This window comes from Curvibacter sp. T50 (genome assembly GCF_057219955.1).
In genome coordinates this window covers 463,551-486,994 of the sequence record NZ_JBXVVU010000001.1, presented here as the reverse complement: position 1 = coordinate 486,994, position 23,444 = coordinate 463,551, and the positions used below count along the sequence as shown (strand labels likewise).

Below are 23,444 nucleotides of genomic sequence, written 5' to 3'. Positions count from 1 at the left end.
TAGTCATTTAGGAATGCGGCATGTTGCTGCATTTGAGGCATAACGTAGAAGTGACCGGCGGCCCAAAGGCACGCGACAGCGTGCCGCGAGGAAGTCCGCGTCAACTGGCATGTTAAGTCTTATCGCGCAGCCAGGGGAACGTGCTCTCGCAGGGCACGCATGAAGGCCTCCCCATCTTGGCTCCTCAGCGCTCGTTTTGGGATAACGTGCCATGCCGCACCCGCGCGCACCAAGGTCAGTCCAGCAAACCGGACAATTCGATCAAAACTATGCCAAGGATGGATGGTGCGATTGAACTCAGTCTCCTCGACAAGTCCCTCCTCTGTCAGTCGAAGCACGTGATGCCCGAGAACACCTCGCGCCGACTTCTTTGCCATCACAACTTCGATTGCGCCGACAACCAGGCCAATCAGCGTCATAAAGCAGAATACAAGTAGAACGAGCAACGCGAAAACGAATAAGGCGAAACCACCCGCCTTCAGCAACTCGGGCGACAAAATGGCGGGCATGGCCAGCGCAATCGCCCAGTTAAACCAGAACACGAAGCTAGGCCTTAAGGCCATAGCCACCCGAGCCAGAACAATGTCCGCGCTCGTCACGTCGGTGTGAAGTTCCATGGATCGTGAGACTTAACGTTCGAGTTAACCGGCCCGCAGAGGCAGGCACCGTAAGGCCGGGCTGAGATGATGCACCACGTGCCTCAGCCCGGCCTTACGGTGCCTGCCGTAGCAGGTCCGGTTGAACGAGTGGTTAGGCGTCCTTCGCGCCGGGAATAAAGTCCATTGCGTCAATTGCTGCGTGGAGCGGATGCGCGAGTTCAAATCTTCCCCACTTTCCTGTGAAGTCGCCGGCTACGCCCAAAGCTCTCAGGAAGTTCAGCATAGCTCCCTCGTCCCATCTTCGGTACCTGTCTCCTGGTCGCGGCGGGACGTCAGTTTGGGTCTGGAAGTCGTCGTACTCCGCTTCGGGTGTGCTTTCTATGTCGGGTAGGCGGACAAGGTAGGGCTCTATGTTCTGCAGATTGAGAAACGGAAGCCGCGCGGCGAGTTTCCTCGCGTCCCCGGCGCAGGTCATCCCCTCGAAGTGGAAGTTCCTGCTCGCGTCGGACTTGAAGCGATCTATTACCACGCCTGAGTCGAAGAACTCGTATCCCCAGTAGTCCCCGTCGTACTCGAAAAGGTAGAAGCCTGGACAACTGAGCGCCTGCGAGACAAACAAGTGGCGCTGGCGAATCCAGTCCTCGGGTTCGAGATCAATGTCTACTACCGTCCAGTGCGGCGGACAGTCGTAGATCTCCAGGGTCTCGTAGACATCGTTGCCGTACATGCTTTGATAGATCTGCACCGACCGTTGCCAGTGCTGGCGGTAGTACAGGCGGAGGGCTTCCGCTACAGCGCTGGCCGGCTGGGCAGCGAACAGATTGAATGAAAGCTTGAGCCCCATAGATGCTGGGTAGGACGCCTAACGTAGAGCTAACCGGCACGACGCGGCAAGGCGCCCCGCGCTGGTGGTGGAGAATGGGCGAAGCCCCCACCACCAGCGCGGGGCGCCTTGCCGTGGCGGGTCCGGTTGAGCGCTAAGTTAGGCCTCACCGGACAACCGGCACCGGAACGACAATCTTCGGGCTTGCGCAAAGTGCCTTGCTGAGACGCGTCATCTTCAGTGGCCTGAACTCCATCGCGGACGATGCTGCAGGGAAATCGACAGATAGCTGAGCCCTTACACGGGACAAGTCTTCACTCGGACCGGGTTGAACGACGTCTCCCTTCCCCGTGACGAGCACACTGCCCACGTACGTCACCTGTCCCGGCGGCACCTCAAAGGTCGGTGTTAAGTCACCTGTGCAGGCCTTGAAGTGAGGCACCGCCACACCGATTCCCGCCGGCAAGACAGCCGAGAGTCCGTAGACTTGGTTTGACCGCGTACCTTTGACCCGCGCAACTATGTACTCTCTCTTCGGAAAGGTGTTGACGACGACTGCACTGCTCATTGGCGTCTCGTCTGACGCCCAGCCGTCAGTGGTTTTGGTTCCAGAGATGATGTGAACTCTGTACTCTGGCTGGAGCTTCAAGACAAGGATCGCATCCTCACCAAGGGACCGCAGATCCGGTGGATCCCTGTCCATGGTCGTTTGGCCCACCGCGCAACCGGTCAGTACGGCGGCCGCGGCGAGAGAGGGTAAGAATCTGGATGGCATGAAGAGTCCTTTGAATGTGAGGCCTAACGTTCGAGGTAAGGCGGGCCCTACAGCGGAGCGTGTAAGGCCCCGGAGCGGACGATGAATGATATGGCCGTTCCGGGCCTTACACGCGCAGCTGTTGGGGCTCGCCTTGACCGAGGGGTTAGGCGTCTGCTTGTTTGCGGCAGGCTTCATGAAGGACTTGCATTACGAAAATCGTTGGCTCGACTGAAACGCGGCCGGTGCGATCCTTCTCGAAGTAGTAACGCCATTCGACAAATGTGTTGTCCAATTGTTGGACGTAGCCATCGAAGTCCGGTGGTCCAGGAAGGTCCCGATCTTTGGAACATTTCGGGATCACGTGTTGGATCTCCGATCGAGCAACGGCTGGTAGAGCCTTGTTCAGTTTGGTTAGGCGATGCCCAGTGAGTGAAATGCCATGCTTTTGGGCCAGTGCTTTGAAGTAGAGCTCAATGCCAAACGCGGCATTGACTATGAAGGGCACTACGCTCGCGCCGTTTCGAGGGCGCCGCCGCAAGTCTCGCTCGTAGAGGTAGGCTGACGTGTTGGCAAAGGAGTATGCAGCATTGAACGTGGCTTGGTATCGGGTGACCTCTTTTCGCAGGCCATGTTGGTCTAGATACTCACGCATGGCCAGGATGTCGGCCTCATCATTCCCACTTGACTCAATTGAGCCGACGATGACGCCGTTTAGGATGATCTGCTTCTTCATTGCGACGGCGGAGCAAGTGCTCGTTTTTTCAGACGCCTAACGTCGGCCGTGAATGGGCCGCAACGGCGCACTCAGCATTGAAGAATGGCGACCACGCTGGCCGCCGTTGTGGGTCCATTCGACAAACCGGTTAGGTCTAACCTTACGAGTCGAGAAGAAAGACATACTCTACAGTGCCTTAAGAAGCATTGGAAATGCCCTAATCACTAGCTCCAGCGGCGCTAGCGCTGACGCCAAGAATGATTGGCCACTAGAGTACCCAGCAGCACCCCAAGCAAAAGACACGAATAACGCCCATACACCACCACACAGAAACATGGCATATACACGGGACGAACCTGCCACGGCCTTCGGCAGCGTAGCGGCATATATGCCCACAAGCAATAGACCAAACACGCTAGCAATAAATGCGAGAACCTGGGGAAAGCCAACCGCGTTCATTGGGGAAGACCTAACTTGTGGTTTATCTGACCAAACACCGGATACCCACAACCGTGGTCGTTAAACAAAGTCGCACGGCACCCCCAAAAAGTGTTTGATATCAAGCTGCTCGATCAGGTGCGCGAACGGGTTCGCTACCTGCACTACAGCCTACAGACCGAGAAGGCTTATGTCTATTGGGCCAAAGCGTTTGTTTTGTGGGCTGCACGCAGCGTCGGCGGATTTCGGCATCCGCGCGACATGGGGCAAGCTGAGGTCGAGGGCTTTTGACGATGTTGGCGACCGAGAAGCAGGTTTCGCCCGCAACCCATCGGCAAGCGCTCAATGCACTGTTGTTCTTGTATCGGCAGGTACTGGGCATCGAGTTGCCTTGGATGCAACAGATTGGTCGACCGCCGGAGCGCAAGCGGATTCCAGTGGTGTTGACGGTGCAGGAGGTTCAGTCGTTGCTTTCCCACATGGCGGGTACCGAGGCACTGTTGGCGGCCTTGCTCTATGGCAGTGGACTGCGCCTGCGCGAAGCCTTGGGTTTACGGGTCAAGGATGTGGATTTCGACCGCCACGCGATCATTGTGCGCAGCGGCAAGGGCGACAAAGACCGCGTGGTGATGCTGCCCAGGGCACTGGTTTCCCGGTTGCGGGCACGGCTGGTTCAGGTTCGCGCCGTTTGGGGTCAGGACCGGGCCAGCGGACGCGGCGGCGTGTATCTGCCTCATGCGCTGGAGCGCAAGTACCCCAGAGCGGGTGAGAGTTGGGCCTGGTTTTGGGTGTTTCCATCGGCCAAGCTGTCTGTGGACCCGCAAACGGGCATTGAGCGCCGTCACCACTTGTTTGAAGAAAGACTGAACCGGCAACTGAAAAAGGCGGTGATACAGGCGGGCATTGCCAAACCGGTCTCGGTGCACACCCTGCGCCATTCCTTCGCCACCCACCTTCTGCAGGCCGGCACCGACATCCGCACCGTTCAGGAACTGCTGGGCCACAGCGATGTCAGCACCACCATGATTTGCACCCATGTGCTCAAGGTAGCGGCCGGCGGCACGGCCAGCCCGCTGGATGCGCTGGCGGGCCACGACGACACCCTGCCTGCAGCCCGGATGGTGCCGAAAACAGTCCTGTTTTCATAGCAAACAATGACCTTTTCACGATGGGTATTGGCCGTTTTTGGCTGAAAACATCGCATGCAACCAATGGGAGGCGGCAGACCGGCGTCCCGCTCACCCCACATGCGCCATCCTTTGCTGCACCCCGCGTGGATTCAGCGTGGTCGGCGGTCGCGATGCTCAGCCGCCGGCCGGCGCGGAGCGGGCCAGTGCTTCGGCCATGCGTGTCTGCCAGCCCGGCCCGGTGGACCGCCAGCGCTGAATGACATCTTCGGTGAGGCGAATCGAGATCAACCGCTTCGGATTCGGCGACCGGGGACGCCCGCCCTTGTTGACCGTGCCTCGAACGAGCATGTCGTCGGTCAGCTCCGGAAGTTCTTCGTATTCCGCCTGCTGAATGGCGTGGGCGGCCACGCGTGTGAGATCAGAACCCAAGGAGGGGGGCGATGCGCGCTTGCTCGCGGTCATTGGCTTTCCTCATGCTGAAAACGTGGCGAGCCGCGCCACGCGGTGTGTATCCGACAACCACCATCCGATCACCCAAAAAGCCATAACAGATCAGCCGCCGTTCACCGTAGTCCTGGCGGGTATCTTCGACTTCGAAATGCACCCCTTCAAAAACGACACGTGCATCTTCAAAGTCGAGGCCGCGGTCAGCCAAGGTCCTCTCGCGCTTTTCGGGGTCGCAGGTGATCAGCACAATGTTATTGTAGATACATTAACCGAGCAACGCCAGTGGATGGCAGGTCGTCACCTCCACTCGTGCGGCGTATCGCAGGCGTCCCGCTCACCCCACATCCGCGCCCAGGTGCTCCGCCCAGTCGGCCAGCGCGCCCAGGATGGCTTCGGCGCGTTCGTCGCCCTGCTCCATCGCCTGTTCGGCCAGGGCGTCCAGGCGCTCCTGCAGCTGCGCCAGGGTGCGGGCGCCGCCCTCGCCCGCCAGCAGGCGGGCTTCGCGCAGGGCTTGCCAGTGGGCGGCTTCGTCGGCGTTCAGGGTGTCGGGGTGGTTGCGGGCGCGCCAGCGCAGCAGCAGTTCGGCCAGGCGCGGGTCGTCAAAGCCGGTGCGGGCGCGGGCCAGTTCGGGCGGGGTCAGGGTGCGCAGCTGGTTCAGGCGGCGGCGGTCGGCGTTGCCGACAAAGCCACCGTACAGGTCGTGCTCCACGTCGGTGGGGCCTTCGGGCGCCGGGCGGCGAAAGACCTCGGGCCAGATCGCGCTCATGTCCGGCAGGTCGCGGGCGATCGCGGCGTGGGCCAGCTGGCGGTCGATGTCGATGGCCCAGCGCTGCCGCACCGCCGGCGTCAGCACCTTCAGGTTGCCGATGACGACGGGTGATTTGTTCAGGTGGATGGTTTTCACCGGCAGGCGGGCCACGCCCTCGGGCAGGTCGGCGCTGCGGGTGAACAGGCGCTGGCGCAGCGTGGCCACGTCCAGGCTGGCGAGTTCGCCGGGGTCGTGCGCCAGGTCCCAGGCGATCAGTTCGTTCTTGTTGGTGGGGTGGCTGGCCAGCGGCCACATGATGGCGATGCAGCCGCGCTCGGTGGGGAACATTCCCGAGATGTGCACAAACGGCCGCGCGTGTGCCGGCGCGCAGGGCAGGCCCAGCTCCTGCGCCACGCGGTCTTTGCGGTGCAGGGCAAAGCAGAAGTCGAACAGTTTGGGCTGTCGGTCGCGGATCAGCCGGGCCAGCGCCACGGTGGCGCGCACGTCCGACAGCGCGTCGTGCGCGGCCTCGTGCGCCAGGCCGTTGGCGGCGGTGAGGTGCTCCAGCCTGAAGCTGGGGCCGCTGCCATCGGGCCGCTCGGGCCAGGTGATGCCTTCGGGGCGCAGCGCCCAGGTGGCGCGCACCACATCGAGCAAATCCCAGCGGCCGCAGCCGTTTTGCCACTCGCGGGCGTAGGGGTCGATCAGGTTGCGCCAGAACAGGTGGCGGGTGAATTCGTCGTCAAACCGGATGGTGTTGTAGCCCACACCGATGGTGCCGGGCTCGGCCAGCAGGCGCTCGATGCGGGTGGCAAACGTGGCCTCGGGCTCGCCCTTGGCCAGGCATTCCTGCGGGGTGATGCCGGTGATCAGGCAGGCGTCGGGGTCGGGCAGGTAGTCGGTGGCGGGCTGGCAGTAGGCCATGACGGGCTCACCGATTTCGCGCAGCCCGGCATCGGTGCGGATGGCCGCAAACTGCGCTGGCCGGTCGCGCCGGGGGTCGGCACCGAAGGTTTCGTAGTCGTGCCAGACAAAGGTGTGGGTGGCGGGCAGCGGCGCGGTGGCAGCCGCAGGGGTGGAGAGGCTCATGGGCGGCAGGATAGCAGGCCCACCACAGGCCGCGGGCAGATTTTCGGGCAATTTTTGGCCCATACCCAGCGTGAAATGGTCATTATTCGCTATTGTTTTTATATAGAAGGGAAACGGAAAAGGCACACCGGGAAGCGAAAAAAAGCGCCAGCACAGGGCCGGCGTTTTTCAGGGGTGGGAGCGTGGGGTCTCAGCCCGCCGTGGCCTGCTCGGGCTCGGCCGGCTCCTGGCGGGTGCCTTTGCCTTCTTTCTTGGGCAGGGGTTCGATGTCCAGCAGCACCTCGTCCTTTTCGTCCAGGTCCACCAATAGCCGCCCGCCTTCCGTGAGGCGGCCGAACAGCAGTTCGTCGGCCAGCGCCTTGCGGATGGTGTCCTGGATCAGGCGCTGCATGGGGCGCGCGCCCATGAGCGGGTCGAAGCCTTTCTTGGCGAGGAACTTGCGCAGCTTGTCGGTGAAGGTGACTTCGACCTTCTTCTCCGCCAGCTGGGTCTCCAGCTGCAGCAGGAATTTGTCCACCACGCGCAGGATGACCACTTCGTCCAGCGCCTTGAAGCTGACCGTGGCGTCGAGCCGGTTGCGGAACTCGGGGGTGAACAGGCGCTTGATGTCGGCCATTTCGTCACCGGCGACCCGCGGATTGGTGAAGCCGATGGTGGCCTTGTTCATGGTTTCGGCGCCGGCGTTGGTCGTCATGATGATGATGACGTTGCGGAAATCCGCCTTGCGGCCGTTGTTGTCGGTCAGCGTGCCGTGGTCCATGACCTGCAGCAGCACGTTGAAGATGTCCGGGTGGGCCTTTTCGATTTCGTCCAGCAGCAGCACGGCATGCGGCTTTTTGGTGATGGCCTCGGTCAGCAGGCCGCCCTGGTCAAAGCCCACATAGCCGGGTGGCGCGCCGATCAGGCGGCTGACGGCGTGGCGCTCCATGTATTCGGACATGTCAAAGCGGATCAGCTCGATGCCCATGATGTAGGCCAGCTGTTTGGCCGCTTCGGTCTTGCCAACGCCGGTGGGGCCGCTGAACAGGAAGGAGCCAATGGGCTTGTCGCCTTTGCCCAGGCCGGAGCGGGACATCTTGACGGCACTGGCCAGCACTTCCAGGGCTTTGTCCTGGCCGAACACCACGCTCTTGAGGTCGCGCTCCAGGGTTTGCAGCTTGCTGCGGTCATCGTTGGAGACGTTGGCCGGCGGAATGCGGGCGATCTTGGCGACGATTTCTTCGATTTCGTGCTTGCCGATGGTCTTTTTGCGCTTGGAGGCCACCAGGATGCGCTGCGCGGCGCCCGCCTCGTCGATGACGTCGATGGCCTTGTCGGGCAGGTGGCGGTCGTTGATGTACTTGGCCGACAGCTCGGCGGCGGCCTGCAGCGCGGCACTGGCGTACTTGACGTTGTGGTGCTCTTCAAAGCGGCTCTTGAGGCCTTTGAGGATTTCCACCGTTTCGGGCACCGTGGGCTCGACCACGTCCACCTTCTGGAAGCGGCGCGACAGCGCGGCGTCTTTTTCGAAGATGCCGCGGTATTCGGTGAAGGTGGTGGCGCCGATGCACTTCATCGCGCCGGAGCTGAGCGCCGGCTTGAGCAGGTTGGACGCGTCCAGCGTGCCGCCCGAGGCCGCGCCCGCGCCGATCAGCGTGTGGATTTCGTCGATGAACAAAATCGCGTTGGGCTTGTCCTTGAGGCTCTTGAGCACCCCCTTGAGGCGCTGTTCGAAATCGCCGCGGTATTTGGTGCCCGCCAGCAGAGCGCCCATGTCCAGCGAATACACATTGGACTCGGCCAGGATCTCAGGAACGTCGCCCTGGGTGATGCGCCAGGCCAGGCCCTCGGCAATGGCCGTCTTGCCCACGCCGGCTTCGCCGACCAGCAGCGGGTTGTTCTTGCGGCGGCGGCACAGGATCTGGATGACGCGCTCGACCTCGTACTCGCGGCCGATCAGCGGGTCGATCTTGCCGTCTTTGGCGGCCTGGTTGAGGTTTTGGGTGTATTGCTCCAGGGGCGACGCCTTTTCGTTGCGCTCGGAGCCGGAGCCTTCTTCGGACTCCGAGGCGGGCGGCGCCGCCTCCGGGCCCTTGGCGGCGTCGCCGCCATCGCTCTTGCGAATGCCGTGGGCGATGAAGTTGACCACGTCCAGCCGGGTCACGCCCTGCTGGTGCAGGTAGTAGACGGCGTGGGAATCTTTCTCGCCGAAGATGGCCACCAGCACGTTGGCCCCGGTGACTTCCTTTTTGCCGTTGCCGGTGCTTTGCACATGCATGATGGCGCGCTGGATGACGCGCTGGAAACCCAGCGTGGGCTGGGTGTCGACTTCCTCCGTGCCGGCGACCTGGGGGGTGTTGTCGGCAATGAAGGTGCTGAGCGATTTGCGCAGATCTTCAATGTTGGCTGAACAGGCCCGCAGCACCTCGGCAGCGCTGGGGTTGTCGAGCAAGGCGAGCAGCAGATGCTCCACGGTGATGAACTCGTGGCGCTGCTGTCGGGCCTCCACAAACGCCATGTGGAGGCTGACTTCCAATTCCTGGGCAATCATGGGCTTTCCTTTGCCTTGCTAAAAAAACCATATGGGGCGAATGGCTGGCGTTTCAACCATCCACCGGTTCGCATACACACTGTAGCGGGTGACCGGCTTGCCGCGCGGCATCCAGCACTTGCTCGACTTTCGACTGCGCCACATCGCGGGAGTACACCCCGCAGACACCTTTGCCGTCGAGATGGATCTTGAGCATGATCTGCGTCGCGGTTTCGCGGTCTTTGCCAAAGAACTCCTGAATCACCACCACCACGAACTCCATGGGGGTGAAGTCGTCGTTGAGCATCAGGACCTGGTACAGGCGTGGTGGTTTGACGCGCTGGGGGCGCCGTTCCATCACGACGACGCCACTGTCATCTCCCCGCGCGGGACGGTTGCGCTCGCGCGGCGCAGTCGGGTTTCGCGGTTTCTGGCTGGCCATGGTTTTCATTCTATCGAGCCACGCCTGCCCCTGCGCTGACAGGCCTATGCCCGTTGACAAATCAAGGGGGATTCCCGCAAACTTTCCGCGCAATCGGCAAATCATCGATGGCGACCAGAACAAGCAGGAGACAGCGTTATGGCAAGCGGTACGGTCAAGTGGTTCAACGATGCCAAAGGCTTCGGTTTCATTGAACCCGACGGAGGTGGCCCGGATGCGTTCGCCCATTTCTCCGCGATCGCCATGGAGGGCTTCAAGACCCTCAAGGAAGGCGAACGGGTCCATTTCGAGCTGGGCGAAGGCCCCAAGGGCCGCATGGCACTGAACATCCAGGCGGGATCCTCCGATACGGGTGCCCAGGCGCCCCCCGCCGGCGAGCCCTCCTCCGCGGCCTGAGTGACTCTCCTGCGGTGGGGGCCTGCGCTGCGCTTTGCGCTCAGGCGGCCCCGGGTCGAATCACCGGCTACATGTTTTCGATCATGACTTTGCCGAAGCCCGAGCAGCTGACCTGCACGGCCCCGTCCATCAGGCGTGCGAAGTCGTAGGTCACCTTCTTGGAGAGGATGGACTGCTCCATGCTGTTGATGATGCGGTCGGCCGCTTCGGTCCAGCCCATGTGACGCAGCATCATCTCCGCCGAGAGGATCTCCGAGCCCGGATTGACGTAGTCCTTGCCCGCATATTTGGGCGCGGTGCCGTGGGTCGCCTCGAAACAAGCCACGGAATCGGACAGGTTGGCTCCCGGTGCGATGCCGATGCCGCCGACCTGCGCGGCCAATGCGTCGGAGATGTAGTCGCCATTGAGGTTGAGTGTGGCGATCACGCTGTACTCCGCCGGCCGCAAAAGAATCTGCTGCAGGAATGCGTCGGCAATACTGTCCTTGACGATGATGTCCTTGCCGGTCTTGGGATTGCGGAACTTGCACCACGGTCCGCCGTCGATCAGTTCGGCGCCAAATTCACGCTGCGCCAGCGCATAGGCCCAATCCCGGAAGCCGCCTTCGGTGTATTTCATGATGTTGCCCTTGTGGACTATGGTCACATTGGGCCGGTTGTTGTCGACGGCATACTGAAGCGCCTTGCGCACCAGCCGTTCGGTTCCTTCGCGCGACACCGGCTTGACGCCGATGCCGGACGTGGCCGGGAAGCGAATCTTGGTCACGCCCATCTCCTCGGTGAGGAAACGGATGAGTTTCTTGGCTTTGTCGGACTCTGCTTCGTATTCGATGCCGGCGTAGATGTCTTCCGAGTTTTCCCGGAAGATGACCATGTTGGTCTTTTCGGGCTCTTTCAGGGGACTGGGAACCCCGCGGAAATACTGCACCGGCCGCAGGCAGACATACAGGTCCAGTTCCTGGCGCAAGGCGACGTTCAACGACCGGATGCCGCCGCCCACCGGAGTCGTCAGCGGCCCCTTGATGGAGACCACGTACTCCTTGAGGACCGCCAGCGTTTCTTCGGGCAACCAGACATCCGGGCCATAGACGCGCGTCGACTTCTCGCCCGCGTAGACCTCCATCCAGTGAATCTTGCGCTTGCCACCATAGGCTTTGGCAACCGCGGCATCGACTACCTTGATCATCACCGGCGTGATATCCACACCGGTGCCGTCGCCTTCGATGAACGGGATGATCGGTTCGTCAGGGACATTGAGCGACATGTCCGCATTGACGGTGATTTTCTGGCCTTGCGCGGGAACAGTGATGTGCTGATACATGGAACGTCTCCGAAAAAAAGCCATCAGGCCTCAACAGGCGACTGGCTTGGGTTTTGTGATTCTATGGGCAGCACTGGCAAAAATGGCGGCCGCTGCCTGTCAACCAAAAGTGTGAAGTTTCGTTACACACTCACCGGAGCGAAACCGCCCGGCACACTTTCCAACATTTTGAGGATTTTTCACATGAACAAGCTGCTTGCCGCCCTGGTTGCCGGATTCTTCGCCGTCGGCGCATTTGCACAGGCTGCCGCCCCGGCTGCCGCCCCGGCTGCCAAGCCTGCCGCTGCCGCCCCGGCTGCTGCCCCGGCCGCCGAAGCCAAACCGGCTGCCGCCGCTGAAAAGAAGGCCAAGAAGGCCAAAAAAGCCAAAAAGGCCAAGAAAGAAGCGGCCAAGTAATCAGCCGATCTGAGTAAAAATGCCCGCTGTTGCGGGCATTTTTTCTTGGCCCGTCGAAATCGCCCGTCGCGAAACCCCACTTCTCCCCTGGAGCTTCCCATGAGATTGCGTCTGCGCCTTGGATTGACCTTGGTTTTGTTGTCGTTTCAGGTCTTGGGCGGCTTCGCCCGAGCCCAGGAAAGCCCGCAGATGCAATTGCAACGGGTCAGCCTGGGCGCCGGCATGCACCGCATCGATGCCCAGGTTGCCCAGACGCCCGAACAACGCCAGATCGGCCTGATGTGGCGCCGCGAAATGCCGCAGCATGAGGGCATGTTGTTCGTTTTCGAGCAGCCAGGGGTTCAGTGTTTCTGGATGAAAAACACCCTGATACCGCTGACCGCTGCGTTCATTGCGGACGACGGGACGATCGTCAATCTCGCGGACATGAAGCCGCAGAGTACCGAAAGCCATTGTTCCAAGGCGCCCGTGCGGTTTGTTCTGGAGATGAATCAGGGCTGGTTCGATAAGAAAGGCGTCAAAGCGGGCGCAAAACTCACTGGCGGGCCGTTCAGCCTGCGCTGATTCGCTATATTATTTATAGCTAGAATGCACCTTTTTTCGCTGGGTAGTGACCGAAAAGGCAGTAAATTCATGAAAAAGCCGGCCCGCGGGCCGGCTTTTCGTTTGCAAACGAGCGGTCTCAGGCGAAGTTGGCCTGGGCGAATTCCCAGTTGACCAGTTTGTCGAGGAAGGTTTCGACGAACTTCTGCCGCAGATTGCGGTAGTCGATGTAGTAGGCATGCTCCCAGACGTCGACGGTCAGCAGAGCGGTGTCGGCGGTGGTCAGCGGCGTGCCGGCGGCACCGGTGTTGACGATGTCGACGCTGCCATCAGGCTTCTTGACCAGCCAGGTCCAGCCGGAGCCGAAGTTGCCGACGGCCGACTTGACGAACGCTTCGCGGAAAGCGGCGTAGCTGCCCCATTTGGCGTTGATGGCCGCAGCCAGCGCGCCGCCGGGCTCGCCGCCGCCGGCGGGTTTCATGCAGTTCCAGAAGAAGGTGTGGTTCCAGATCTGGGCCGAGTTGTTGTAGATGCCGCCACTGGAGGTCTTGATGATTTCTTCGAGCGTTTTGCTCTCGAACTCCGTACCTTTTTGCAGATTGTTCAGATTGACCACATAGGCGTTGTGGTGCTTGCCGTGGTGAAACTCCAGGGTTTCCCGGCTGTAGTGCGGTGCCAGCGCGTCAATATCGTAAGGAAGGGGCGGGAGCGTATGTTCCATGGTGTCCTCGAGGGTTGTGGTTTGCAGTGGGCGACAGGTCGCAGCGTTCAGCGGCGGATTGTAGGAATTTATCTTTGCCGTCGCTCGCCGGCTGTCAATTCAACCATCCCATCGGCAAGGGTGGCGCGTACGGCTTGGCCCGGGGCGATCGCGGCCGCCCGGGTCAGCGGCTGACCATCGACAGCGGACAGCCAGGCATATCCCTGCTCAAGGGTGCGGCGGGGGTCCAGACTCCGCAGGCGCACATCAAGGCGCTCCAGACGCCCCTGCTGCCGTTCGACGGCCCGTTGCACGGTGCCGGGCCATTGCCGGGCGTGCTGCTCCAGGGCGCCCTGCAGCCGATCGAGCCGCAATTGGGCCGCATGCCGGGTTCGTTGCTCCAGGCGGGCCAGCTGCATCCGCTGCCTCGACAGGTGAAGCGATGGGCGTCCCAGGCGAAGGACGGCGAGGTCCAGTCGCTGTGCCTGAGAGTCGAGATAGCGGCCTACCGCTGTTTGCAGGCGCTGTTCCCGCTGGGCAAGGTCGGCAATCCAGGTCTGCCGCGGTATGGCGGCGAGTTCAGCCGCAGCGGTTGGCGTCGGCGCGCGCACATCGGCGACAAAATCCGCGATGGTGAAATCGGTTTCGTGTCCGACGCCACAAACCAGCGGTACCGGGCTGCGCACAATGCATCGGGCCAGCATTTCGTCGTTGAAGGCCCACAGGTCTTCCGGCGCGCCCCCGCCCCGAGCCAGGATGATGGTCTCAACAGGTGGCTCGTTCGAATGCGACAGCGCAGCCAAATCGTACAAGCGTGTCAATGCACGGACCAGATCGGCAGGTGCTTCGGCGCCTTGCACCAAAGCCGGCGAAAGCACCACCGGCACATGGGGAGCCCGCCGGCGCAACGCCGTCATGATGTCGTGCCACGCTGCGGAGCCCGCCGACGCCACCACACCGATCCGGCGCGGCAATGCGGGCAGGGCGCGTTTGCGCCCGGGGTCGAACAGGCCTTGTGATTCCAGCGCCGCCTTCAGGCGCAGGAATTGCTCCAACAGCTCGCCCTGCCCGGCCTTGTCCATGCGCTCGACCACCAGCTGCAGATCGCCACGGGCCTCATAGACGCCCAGACGCCCCGCGACCTCGACCCGATCGCCATCACGCGGAGAGAAAAGCAGCTGATCCGCCGCTCGGCGGAACATCGCGCAACGCAGTTGTCCTTGCGCATCCCGCAGCGTGAAATAGCAGTGCCCGCTGGCCGCGCGGGTGAAGCCCATCAGCTCGCCCGCGACCCGAACCGGGTTGAAACGTGCATCCAGCTGCTCGCCGATGGCGCGGCACAGTGTCCCCACCGACCAAAGCGGCGAATCCATACCAGACGAGGGGCGTGCAAGCATAAAAAGGAACCAGGGCAAGAGCGCCGGGAACTCGGGCCGGGCACCGGGGCTGACTGCGCCATAATCGACCCGCAGGTTCTGGACTGCAGAACTTTTCGATCCTGACGCGGAGACATATTCTTGCTTTCGATCATACAAGCCGCCGGCTGGCCGATCTGGCCCCTGATTGCCTGCTCTGTCGTGGCCCTGGCATTGATCGCCGAGCGGCTGGTCAGCCTCAAGACCACCCGGGTGGCGCCACCGAATCTTCTGGACGAGGCCATTGCCGTGTCACGCCAGGGACTGCCGTCGACCGAAGTCGTCAACCAGTTGGCGCAAAACTCGGCGCTGGGTGAAGTGCTTGCCGCAGGCATCCGGACTCTGGTGCGCGATCCGACCAGTTCTGACGAAGACATTCGCGCAGCCCTGGAGGCCGCCGGTCGAAAGGCTGCGCATTCGCTGGAGCGCTACCTGAGCGCACTGGCGACGATTGCGTCGGCCGCCCCGTTGCTGGGACTGCTGGGCACCGTGATCGGCATGATCGAAATTTTTGGCTCGCAGGCGCCGACCGGCGGGGGGGCACCCGGCGGAAATCCGGCGCAGCTCGCTCATGGCATTTCGGTCGCGTTGTACAACACTGCTTTCGGACTGATTGTCGCGATCCCGGCGCTGATTTTCTGGCGCTATTTCCGGGCCCGAGTGGACGGTTACCTGTTGACCCTGGAGCTTTCCGGCGAACGGTTTGCCCGCCATCTGGCCGAGATTCGGCGCTGAGCCGGCCTCCCAAGTGCCTGAGGCGACCCGATGAGAAAGCTGAACTTTCGAGGAACTTCGCGCGACGAACCGGAAATCAACCTGATTCCGTTCATCGACGTCCTGCTTGTCGTACTGATTTTTCTGATGCTGTCGACAACGTACAGCAAATTTACCGAGATGCAGTTGCGACTCCCCGTCGCTGACACCCAGGCCCAGCGGGACTACCCGAAAGAAATCATCGTGGCGGTTTCGGCTGACGGACGGGTGAGCATCAACAGAAAGCCGACGACAGGCAGTAGCGCCGCCGAGTTGGCCGCACAGATGGCCCCTTATGCGGCGAAAGACACGGTCGTCATCATCAGCGCGGACGCCGCCGCTACGCACCAGTCGGTCATCACCGTGATGGAGGCATCGCGACGCGCGGGCCTGTCCCAGCTGACTTTTGCGACCCAGACGGCGGGGCAAGCCGCTGCGCGCTGACCTTCGCATGGAGGCGTCAGACGCCCGTCCGCAGTGGCAGATTCGTCTGCTGTCGGTCTGGCAGCGCCGCGGAATCGCGAGCGCCCTGCTGCGCCCGGTCTCGATGGTTTTTGGCGCGCTGGTTGCGCTGAGGCAGTCACTGTATCGCTGTGGCGTACTGAAAACGACACGCCTGCCAGTCACGGTGGTGGTGGTCGGAAACGTGGTCGTCGGCGGCGGCGGCAAGACCCCGGTTGTCATCGCACTGGCTGAGCACTTGCGCTCGCGCGGCATCGCGGTCGGCGTGATCAGCCGTGGCTACGGGCGCCGTGGCCGTGACCAGCGAAAGCTTGAAGCCGACAGCCTTGCTGATGAAGTCGGCGACGAACCTCTGCTGATTTTTCGGCGCACCGGAGTACCGGTTTGGGTCGGACCGGATCGCGCTGAGGCGGCAAAGGCGCTTCTGGCAGAGTTTCCCCAAACCGAGATCCTGCTCTGTGATGACGGGATGCAGGACCTTGCCTTGGGGCGTCACCTTGAAGTGTGTGTTTTCGGAAGCGCCGGCATCGGCAATGGCCTGCTGTTGCCAGCGGGGCCGCTGCGGGAGCCGTGGCCGTCACGTTGGACGACCACTGTGCCGCGGCTGTTTCTGCACGCTGGCAGCCAAGGGCCAAGAGGGCCGGCCAGCTTTCAGATGCATCGCACCCTCGACCCCGAATTGCTCCGCGCCGATGGCACGCGTCTGCCGCTGGGTGACCTGGCGGGTCGACAGACCTGCGCCGTGGCCGCAATTGCCAATCCGCAGGCCTTCTTTGCCATGCTGGAACAGGCGGGGCTGCGACCAGGGCGATGCATTGCGCTTGCCGACCATGCCAGCCTGAAGGAACTCCCCGCCGCGCCGCAGGGAACCACCGACTGGATTTGTACCGAAAAGGACGCGACCAAAATCTGGGCTCATCATCCGGAGGTATGGGCAGCACGGCTGAATTTGCATCTGGAACCAGGTTTTCTGGAAACGTTTGACAGCGCGCTGGATCTCAACCGGGGCGAGCGGCCGGTATCATTGGGCCATGGACACTCGACTGCTTGAGCTGCTGGTTTGCCCGATCACCAAAGGCCCGTTGGATTACGACCTGACCCGCCAGGAGCTGATTTCACGCAGCGCCCGACTGGCCTATCCGATCCGGGATGGCATACCGGTGATGCTGGAAGGCGAGGCGCGGACGGTGACGGAAGAGGAACTGGCCGCGCTCCCGCCACGGCCGTCGCTACCCTGAGCGACGATGACGTTTACCGTTCTCATTCCGGCTCGACTGGCCTCCAGCAGGCTCCCCGGAAAACCCTTGGCTGACATACACGGCGCGCCGATGGTCGTGCGTGTTGCTGAACGAGCATCGCTTTCGGGTGCGAAGCGTGTCATCGTCGCAGCTGATGATTCCACGGTGGTGCAAGCCTGCAAGCGTCACGGGTTTGAAGCCATTCTCACGAACGTTGATCACCTCAGCGGCAGTGACCGGCTCGCGCAAGCCAGCGCCCTGCTGGGGCTTGGCGAGGAAGAATGTGTTGTCAACGTCCAGGGTGACGAGCCACTGATAGAACCTGCGCTCATCGACTCAGTGGCCTGTTTGCTCCCTCCTGGCGGCCAGGTGGCCATGAGTACCGCGGCACATCCGATCGACTCGCAGCATGATCTGTCCAATCCGAACGTGGTCAAAGTTGTGCTGGATGCCGTTGGCAACGCGATGTACTTCAGCCGCGCGCCGATTCCCTGGTGGCGGGATGGCAATATCGGAGGCGTCGCCCGGCTGACAACGCCCGCCCCTTTGCGCCATATCGGCATATATGGCTATCGGGTCGGGTTTCTGAAAAGTTATCCTCGACTACAGCCCTCTCCCCTCGAAACCCTGGAGTCCCTGGAGCAACTGCGCGCGTTGTGGCATGGGTACCGTATTGCCGTGCACGTGGTCGACCACGCACCGGCTGGCGGCGTCGACACCCCGGAGGATCTGGACCGAGTCCGGGCCACGTGGCCGGATCAATGTAAGGCTTCATAAGGCCTCCCCGTGCTATTCTCGACGGTTGCTTTCGAACGGTAGCCCTTCGAGCGGTTGCAGGCCGACTTGATATCGCTACCGAAACACCTCCCTTTTTCTGAGGATTCCGATGAAACTGATCCTGTTGGGCGCACCCGGAGCGGGTAAAGGCACTCAAGCCACCTTCATTTGCCAAAAGTACGGCATTCCGCAGATCTCGACGGGCGACATGTTGCGTGCAGCGGTAAAAGCGGGAACGGCTCTGGGTTTGCAGGCGAAGGCCGTCATGGAGTCCGGCGGACTGGTCAGTGACGATCTGATCATCAATCTCGTCAAGGAACGCATTGCGCAAGCCGATTGTGCCAATGGCTTCCTCTTTGATGGCTTTCCACGAACCATTCCGCAAGCCGACGCGATGCGGGCCGCGGGCGTGAAGCTTGACTATGTTCTCGAAATCGACGTTCCGTTTGACGCGATCATCGAGCGCATGAGTGGTCGTCGCTCCCACCCGCCATCGGGACGGACCTACCATGTCCGGTTCAACCCTCCCAAGGTGGAAGGGATTGATGATCTGACCGGCGAGCCGCTGGTTCAGCGGGAAGACGACAAAGAGGAGACCGTCCGCAAGCGGCTGGAAGTGTACAGCGCACAGACCCGACCGCTGGTCGATTACTACAGTCAATGGGCTGCCACCGATCCGGCTGCGGCGCCACGGTACCGGGCCATCAGTGGTACCGGTTCTGTTGACGAAATTACCGGCAGAGCACTGACCGCACTTTCCAGTTAAGAGCTAAGGTCTCCATTGGCCCGAACCCGATGGGCCAGAACCCCTGATGAATCAGGCAGACCGAAGCCTCGCCTTGCGAGGCTTTTCCATTACTGAGGTATCGACCAGTGACCGCCCATCAATTCCAGCATCAGAGCGATCCGGGCCTTGACGGGGCTTAGACCTCGCGAGTCGGGGACTCTTGCGCCAGGTACTGGAGTCACACTGCCCCGCGCACAGCGCGTTGACCGGACGACACGCACCCCTCGTCCCTGTGCTGCCAGCAGCGCCGACTCCAACCCATTGGAAACCGTGCCGTTACCTGTCGCCGCGACAACGATTCCGGCAACCTTGCGACTGTCCGCAGCCGGTTCCAACATTGCAGCAATCAGTGCCCCATCGGCTCCCGTATGGTTGAAGACGATTTCGACCCGCGGCCAGTTCTGGGGCGCCGTGCGTTCAACGATGTCGGGATCGATCGTTACCTTCGGGCCATGCCCTCTGCCGTATTTCCGAATCTGCCCCGCGACGATGGCACCCCATGGGCCGGGATCGCCCGAGTCAAACGCGTCCAGTCGATCGGTGTGAACCTTCTGCACATCACACGCCTGATGAACAAGGCCGGCACAGACAACATACACGCCGCCCTCACCAAGGCCCTTGGCCAGAACAATGGCGTCCGCTAGATTTTGCGGCCCGTCGGGAACAAGCGCCGACGCGGGACGCATCGCACAGGTCAAGACCACGGGCTTGTCTGGTGGCAAGGCCGCATCGAGAAAAAACGCCGTCTCTTCCAACGTATCAGTTCCATGGGTAATTACCAGCGCGCCCACATCGTCCTGCGCCAACCAGAAACGACAGCGTTGCAAAATGGCACACCACGCCGACTCATTCATGTCTTTGCTGTCAAGTTGCATCACCTGCTCGGCAACAAGTTCCAAATCAGCGCTTACCGCGACGTTCGCCAGCAAATCCCGTATCGGTATGACCCCGGCGGTGTATCCCAGCGTATCCCCCCGGTCCCTGGCAACGCCCGCAATCGTCCCGCCGGTACCCAACACCACAACTTTCTTCGCACTTGCTTGCATAAATTTTTAAACTGTGTAAAACTACAGTAACTGTATGAACTTCCAGCTCAAGTGACCTGAAACGACGCAGGAGCCTGTCATGACCGATATTCCCAAACTGACCGCACGCCAGCAACAGATTCTCGAACTCATCGAAAACACCATGGCGAGGACAGGCGCCCCTCCCACCCGGGCTGAAATTGCCAACGAACTGGGTTTCAAGTCTGCAAACGCAGCGGAAGAGCACCTGCAGGCACTGGCGCGCAAAGGGGCCATTGAACTAGTCAGTGGAACATCGCGCGGCATTCGCCTGCGCAGCCAGACTTTACGCTCTCTTGCGGAGTCTCGCCGCAACCAGTTCAACCTGCCGCTCCCGGGGCTTTCGCAACTGGTCTTGCCGCTGATCGGGCGGGTGGCAGCAGGATCGCCGATCCTCGCCCAGGAACATGTCGATCAAGCCTACCATGTCGAAAGCAGTCTTTTCCCGAATCGGCCGGACTATCTTCTCCGGGTTCGAGGCATGTCAATGCGAGACGCTGGAATTATCGATGGTGACCTGTTGGCCGTACAGACACGCCGCGAGGCCAGAAACGGACAGATCGTTGTTGCGCGCTTGGGGGATGAGGTAACCGTCAAGCGCTACTGGTATCAAGGCGGCAGAGTCGAACTACATGCCGAAAACCCCGACTATCCGACCATCGTGGTTCAGGCCGAAGAGCCGTTTGAGATCGAAGGCCTTGCGGTTGGTCTGATTCGAAACAGCTTGATGTTCTGACATCTTGTTTCTGACTCTCAGGTGGCGGGCGATGAGGCCGAACTGGCACTCTTCCCTGGGTGGTCAGCCTTCTTCAGCAATCCTGCCTATGTTCAACCTGTCTCTCCAGGAAGGGTTCACATGGGAACTGTTGCGATGGCTTTTGCCGGCTTTTTTTCCGGCCTGTTTACATCTATAAAACTACCGAGTGGCTCAGGTTGCGGTCGCGAGCATTCAGCATGCTCCGGTCAACGCGTCCCGGCGGCATCCGTCATCTTTCCTGCGCCGGTCGCAATTCCGAAAACCGCTGAGAATTGTGACGGAGGGCCGGGCGTCCGAGGCAACAGCGCTCGTGCCTTGCGCATAGTCCGCTTCGCCGATGGTCCCGACCATTCGCTTGCAGGTCGAATGGTGATTTCCGGACGAATGGCCGATGTTTGCGCTGAACTCGAGCGAATGACAGACGCTCGCAACGCGAACCGGTAACACCCGACCGACCCCTTTTTGTCCCGGATCTCATCGTGGGGAGACTGCCATGAATTGGCAAAGGCACAATGCTGTCCATGAACATTGTGATTCTCGACGATTATCAAGACGCGGTCCGAAAGTTGGCTTGTGCCGCCAAGCTGGACGAATACCCCGCCAAGGTCTACACCAATACTGTCAAGGGGTTGGGCCAATTGTCGATACGCTTGAAGGATGCCGACATCATCGTGCTGATCCGGGAGAGGACCCATATCACGCGACAACTGGTGGAGAAGCTTCCGCGACTGAAACTAATTTCCCAAACCGGACGGGCCGGTTCTCATATCGACATCAACGCCTGTACTGAGCGCGGCATTGCAGTCGCTGAAGGGGTCGGTTCACCCTATGCTCCCGCGGAACTGACCTGGGCTTTGATGATGGCTGCATCGCGTCGGCTTCCCCAATATGTGGCCCATCTCAAGCATGGCGCCTGGCAACAATCCGGTCTCAAAACCGCGAGCATGCCAAGCAACTTTTCGTTGGGCACCGTTCTGCGCAACCGCACGCTCGGGGTTTGGGGTTACGGACGAATCGGTCAGTTGGTTGCAGGCTATGGCAAGGCATTCGGAATGAAGGTTCAGGTATGGGGCAGTGAGAGTTCCCGGAACAAAGCCCAGGCAGATGGGCTGGCGACTTTTGAATGTCGAGAGCACCTTTTTGAACAGAGCGACGTCTTGACCCTCCACTTGCGACTGGCGGAAGCCACTCGGTCCTTGGTGACTGGAGAAGATCTTGCGAGAATGAAACCCACTTCGCTACTGATCAACACGTCGCGCGCGGAGATCCTGGAACCGGACAGCCTCATCAGCGCCTTGAACCGAGGAAGACCGGGGATGGCTGCTGTTGATGTGTTCGAAAGCGAGCCAATATTGCAGGGACACGCGCTGCTGCGGCTCGAGAACTGCATCTGCACACCCCATATTGGCTACGTCGAGCTGGACAGCTACGAGCAATACTTCGGCGCTGCATTTGACAACGTTGTCAACTTTGTACGCGGAACTCCCACGAACATTGTCAATCCCGGATCGCTACAGGTTCGACGGTAGCCGTCGTAGCGGCCACATCACAGTAAATTACTTTCGCTGCCCTTTGGGCAGGGACTCGTCCAACAAATCAAAGTCGATCAGGTTTCCTATGGACGGTGTAGCCGAGCCAGCGCTCGACGCCACGGTCGCATCTCGCGGGGGAATCGGTGGCAGGTCTGGCAATGAAACTCGCGCGTTGGAGGGGGCCTCCTCCGGTCCAGAGAATGCAGACAAGTCAATATCAAGACCAATTTTCGAAGATTTCGGAACCCTCGGCATCGCAACTTCGACTGGTGCTGCAACAACGCCTGGCTGCATTGGCGCCATGGGCTTTGGCGTTGGCGTTGGCGTTGGCGCGGGCGTTGCCGGTTCGACCAGGACAGGCGAAACCGATTGCGAATCCTCTGAAGTTGCCGACAACGGATGGATATTCGTATTCTCGAATTTCGGCCGATAGGGCAACGGTTCAAGCCGAATGGGTTCGTCCGCAAGCAATGGTGTCGGCGAGGTATTGGATTCAACCTCGCCAGCAATTTCCTTGGCTATGGCGTGCAACAGCATGAGCTCGCGATAGGCCTCAAGATCAAAAGCCTGGGCTCCCCTGCCGGGCTTGCGGAATATCGACTCTTCAATTACCGCGAGCACTTTGGGCGACGGCCACAACGTAACGATGCGACTGATCGCTGAGCCATAGGCTTCGAGTCCGCGACCCACCTGATCGTAGGCGTCAAACGCTGGTGCCTCGGCATTGAATACGCGATTGAAGTCCATGCGTACCGCTTCGTAATCTTCCCGACGTCCCTGAAGATGGTAGATCTTCAGCAAGTCAAGGTAGGCCAACGCACTGGTCTGCGAGTTCTCCGCTATATGGTTGGTCAGAACTTCGATCGCTTTGTCAAAATCGCCCAAGGAGACAAAGAAGTCCGCCTCTTGCTGTACGTCCACAAGCTCGTCAACGTTGACTGCCCTGGAAGCCCCTCCTTCACTGGGTACGAATTCCGGCACTTCGACTGATGGGGCCTCGTTTCGAGCGCCCAATACGCGCAATGTTTCAGTTGTCGGTGCGGGGGTCGCCGGAGAGATGGGGACGACGAGTGGTGTCGTCCCTGTACCTGACGCGCCAATCGGCTCCTGCGTACGAATCTCGCTTTTCCGTGACCCTAAGTTGGCTTCTGGCCGTGGGAAGACAGGAGCAGGTACTGGATCACTCTCTTCCTTTGACGCCGCATCATCCTCGACATTCCACCAAGCCGATTCGGAGCGCTTGCGCGCCCGATACCAGACAAAACCCGCCAACAGCGCAGCAAGCGCCGTCAGGAACCCCATCACGGCAAGAATAATCTGGGAGCGGCTGTTCGTTTCCTTGGCTTTTTCCAGCTCGGCCCGCAATTCGCCGACGAGGCGAGATTGCTGTCGATGCTGGGTTTCTATCGCTGACAAAGTGGTCTGCATGCTGACCAGCCGCTGCTCCGCCTTCAGAATATCTTCGGGACTTGCGTTCAGTGCCTTCCAAAGTGCTGCCATCTCACTGCGACGCGGATCCGCTTCGCCGGGAACCTGACCCAACTCGCGGGTAGAACGCAGGACCGGGTCACGTTCGACAAGAAGCTCAACCGGATCGAGCTTCAAT

At 61.0% G+C, this 23,444-nt stretch carries 25 protein-coding genes and 1 pseudogene; 12 read left to right on the top strand and 14 right to left on the bottom strand.

Features of this window, described 5'->3' with window-relative positions; translation table 11 throughout:
- Nucleotides 1-119: 119 nt before the first annotated feature.
- From AC2EBU_RS02295 to AC2EBU_RS02280, 4 genes are all read right to left on the bottom strand, one after another.
- Nucleotides 120-617, bottom strand: coding sequence for a YcxB family protein (locus AC2EBU_RS02295; protein ID WP_484608764.1), 498 nt, complete (start codon nt 615-617; stop codon nt 120-122).
- Between the two features lie 133 nt (nt 618-750).
- Nucleotides 751-1,443, bottom strand: a complete 693-nt coding sequence (locus AC2EBU_RS02290; RefSeq protein WP_484608763.1) for a hypothetical protein — start codon at nt 1,441-1,443, stop codon at nt 751-753.
- Nucleotides 1,444-1,588: 145 nt separating this feature from the next.
- Entirely contained in the window at nt 1,589-2,125 is a 537-nt protein-coding gene (locus AC2EBU_RS02285; protein ID WP_484608762.1) for a hypothetical protein, read from the bottom strand.
- 217 nt (nt 2,126-2,342) lie between these two features.
- Nucleotides 2,343-2,912, bottom strand: a complete 570-nt coding sequence (locus AC2EBU_RS02280; RefSeq protein ID WP_484608761.1) for a hypothetical protein — start codon at nt 2,910-2,912, stop codon at nt 2,343-2,345.
- 531 nt (nt 2,913-3,443) lie between these two features.
- On the opposite strand from AC2EBU_RS02280, the pseudogene AC2EBU_RS02275 reads away from it, so the two are divergent.
- Nucleotides 3,444-4,480, top strand: a pseudogene (locus AC2EBU_RS02275) (integron integrase).
- Nucleotides 4,481-4,636: 156 nt separating this feature from the next.
- Here AC2EBU_RS02275 and AC2EBU_RS02270 read toward each other — a convergent pair.
- The 5 genes from AC2EBU_RS02270 to clpS all read right to left on the bottom strand — a co-directional run bounded on the left by AC2EBU_RS02270 (nt 4,637) and on the right by clpS (nt 9,697).
- The gene (locus AC2EBU_RS02270) at nt 4,637-4,924 is read right to left on the bottom strand and encodes a BrnA antitoxin family protein (RefSeq protein ID WP_484608760.1); all 288 of its coding nucleotides are present in this window, start codon (nt 4,922-4,924) and stop codon (nt 4,637-4,639) included.
- Nucleotides 4,881-5,156, bottom strand: a complete 276-nt coding sequence (locus tag AC2EBU_RS02265; RefSeq protein ID WP_484608759.1) for a BrnT family toxin — start codon at nt 5,154-5,156, stop codon at nt 4,881-4,883. The genes AC2EBU_RS02270 and AC2EBU_RS02265 overlap by 44 nt, the downstream gene beginning before the upstream one ends.
- An 87-nt stretch (nt 5,157-5,243) precedes the next feature.
- Nucleotides 5,244-6,746, bottom strand: a complete 1,503-nt coding sequence (gene sbcB, locus AC2EBU_RS02260) for an exodeoxyribonuclease I (RefSeq protein WP_484608758.1) — start codon at nt 6,744-6,746, stop codon at nt 5,244-5,246.
- Nucleotides 6,747-6,936: 190 nt separating this feature from the next.
- Entirely contained in the window at nt 6,937-9,276 is a 2,340-nt protein-coding gene (gene clpA / locus AC2EBU_RS02255) for an ATP-dependent Clp protease ATP-binding subunit ClpA (protein ID WP_484608757.1), read from the bottom strand.
- Nucleotides 9,277-9,328: 52 nt separating this feature from the next.
- Complete coding sequence (gene clpS, locus AC2EBU_RS02250) at nt 9,329-9,697, bottom strand: ATP-dependent Clp protease adapter ClpS (RefSeq protein ID WP_484608756.1); 369 nt, start codon at nt 9,695-9,697, stop codon at nt 9,329-9,331.
- Between the two features lie 138 nt (nt 9,698-9,835).
- On the opposite strand from clpS, the gene AC2EBU_RS02245 reads away from it, so the two are divergent.
- Nucleotides 9,836-10,093, top strand: coding sequence for a cold-shock protein (locus AC2EBU_RS02245; protein WP_484608755.1), 258 nt, complete (start codon nt 9,836-9,838; stop codon nt 10,091-10,093).
- A 67-nt stretch (nt 10,094-10,160) separates the two neighbouring features.
- Here AC2EBU_RS02245 and icd read toward each other — a convergent pair whose 3' ends face one another.
- Nucleotides 10,161-11,414 (bottom strand): NADP-dependent isocitrate dehydrogenase, encoded by a 1,254-nt coding sequence (gene icd, locus AC2EBU_RS02240; protein WP_484608754.1) that lies wholly within the window; start codon nt 11,412-11,414, stop codon nt 10,161-10,163.
- A 183-nt stretch (nt 11,415-11,597) separates the two neighbouring features.
- On the opposite strand from icd, the gene AC2EBU_RS02235 reads away from it, so the two are divergent.
- A complete protein-coding gene (locus AC2EBU_RS02235) occupies nt 11,598-11,810 on the top strand; it encodes a hypothetical protein (protein ID WP_484610097.1) in 213 nt (70 codons plus the stop codon).
- A 99-nt stretch (nt 11,811-11,909) separates the two neighbouring features.
- A complete protein-coding gene (locus AC2EBU_RS02230; protein WP_484608753.1) occupies nt 11,910-12,374 on the top strand; it encodes a DUF192 domain-containing protein in 465 nt (154 codons plus the stop codon).
- 118 nt (nt 12,375-12,492) lie between these two features.
- Here the strand turns inward: AC2EBU_RS02230 and AC2EBU_RS02225 are convergent, their stop codons facing one another.
- Nucleotides 12,493-13,074, bottom strand: coding sequence for a Fe-Mn family superoxide dismutase (locus tag AC2EBU_RS02225; protein ID WP_484608752.1), 582 nt, complete (start codon nt 13,072-13,074; stop codon nt 12,493-12,495).
- A 68-nt stretch (nt 13,075-13,142) separates the two neighbouring features.
- The gene (xseA, locus tag AC2EBU_RS02220; protein WP_484608751.1) at nt 13,143-14,450 is read right to left on the bottom strand and encodes an exodeoxyribonuclease VII large subunit; all 1,308 of its coding nucleotides are present in this window, start codon (nt 14,448-14,450) and stop codon (nt 13,143-13,145) included.
- 120 nt (nt 14,451-14,570) lie between these two features.
- On the opposite strand from xseA, the gene AC2EBU_RS02215 reads away from it, so the two are divergent.
- The 6 genes from AC2EBU_RS02215 (at nt 14,571) to adk (ending at nt 18,464) form a co-directional block, all read left to right on the top strand.
- The gene (locus AC2EBU_RS02215; protein ID WP_484608750.1) at nt 14,571-15,203 is read left to right on the top strand and encodes a MotA/TolQ/ExbB proton channel family protein; all 633 of its coding nucleotides are present in this window, start codon (nt 14,571-14,573) and stop codon (nt 15,201-15,203) included.
- A gap of 39 nt (nt 15,204-15,242) precedes the next feature.
- Nucleotides 15,243-15,665, top strand: coding sequence for an ExbD/TolR family protein (locus tag AC2EBU_RS02210; RefSeq protein ID WP_484610096.1), 423 nt, complete (start codon nt 15,243-15,245; stop codon nt 15,663-15,665).
- Nucleotides 15,666-15,672: 7 nt separating this feature from the next.
- A complete protein-coding gene (lpxK, locus tag AC2EBU_RS02205; RefSeq protein WP_484608749.1) occupies nt 15,673-16,734 on the top strand; it encodes a tetraacyldisaccharide 4'-kinase in 1,062 nt (353 codons plus the stop codon).
- Nucleotides 16,715-16,921, top strand: a complete 207-nt coding sequence (locus AC2EBU_RS02200) for a Trm112 family protein (RefSeq protein ID WP_484608748.1) — start codon at nt 16,715-16,717, stop codon at nt 16,919-16,921. Before lpxK ends, AC2EBU_RS02200 begins: the two co-directional genes overlap by 20 nt.
- A 6-nt stretch (nt 16,922-16,927) precedes the next feature.
- Nucleotides 16,928-17,698 carry a 3-deoxy-manno-octulosonate cytidylyltransferase gene (kdsB, locus tag AC2EBU_RS02195; RefSeq protein WP_484608747.1) on the top strand — a complete coding sequence of 257 codons (771 nt, stop codon included), beginning with the start codon at nt 16,928-16,930 and terminating at the stop codon, nt 17,696-17,698.
- A 109-nt stretch (nt 17,699-17,807) separates the two neighbouring features.
- The gene (gene adk / locus AC2EBU_RS02190; protein WP_484608746.1) at nt 17,808-18,464 is read left to right on the top strand and encodes an adenylate kinase; all 657 of its coding nucleotides are present in this window, start codon (nt 17,808-17,810) and stop codon (nt 18,462-18,464) included.
- 89 nt (nt 18,465-18,553) lie between these two features.
- Here the strand turns inward: adk and AC2EBU_RS02185 are convergent, their stop codons facing one another.
- Entirely contained in the window at nt 18,554-19,531 is a 978-nt protein-coding gene (locus tag AC2EBU_RS02185; RefSeq protein WP_484608745.1) for an asparaginase, read from the bottom strand.
- Nucleotides 19,532-19,610: 79 nt separating this feature from the next.
- Here AC2EBU_RS02185 and lexA point away from each other — a divergent pair, with 79 nt between their 5' ends.
- Together lexA and AC2EBU_RS02175 are read left to right on the top strand one after the other, a co-directional pair.
- Nucleotides 19,611-20,285: a transcriptional repressor LexA gene (gene lexA / locus AC2EBU_RS02180; protein ID WP_484608744.1), complete on the top strand. Its 675-nt coding sequence runs from the start codon at nt 19,611-19,613 to the stop codon at nt 20,283-20,285.
- Nucleotides 20,286-20,827: 542 nt separating this feature from the next.
- The gene (locus tag AC2EBU_RS02175; RefSeq protein ID WP_484608743.1) at nt 20,828-21,835 is read left to right on the top strand and encodes a D-2-hydroxyacid dehydrogenase family protein; all 1,008 of its coding nucleotides are present in this window, start codon (nt 20,828-20,830) and stop codon (nt 21,833-21,835) included.
- Between the two features lie 27 nt (nt 21,836-21,862).
- Here AC2EBU_RS02175 and AC2EBU_RS02170 read toward each other — a convergent pair whose 3' ends face one another.
- Nucleotides 21,863-23,443 (bottom strand): hypothetical protein, encoded by a 1,581-nt coding sequence (locus AC2EBU_RS02170; RefSeq protein WP_484608742.1) that lies wholly within the window; start codon nt 23,441-23,443, stop codon nt 21,863-21,865.
- Between the last annotated feature and the right edge of the window lies 1 nt (nt 23,444).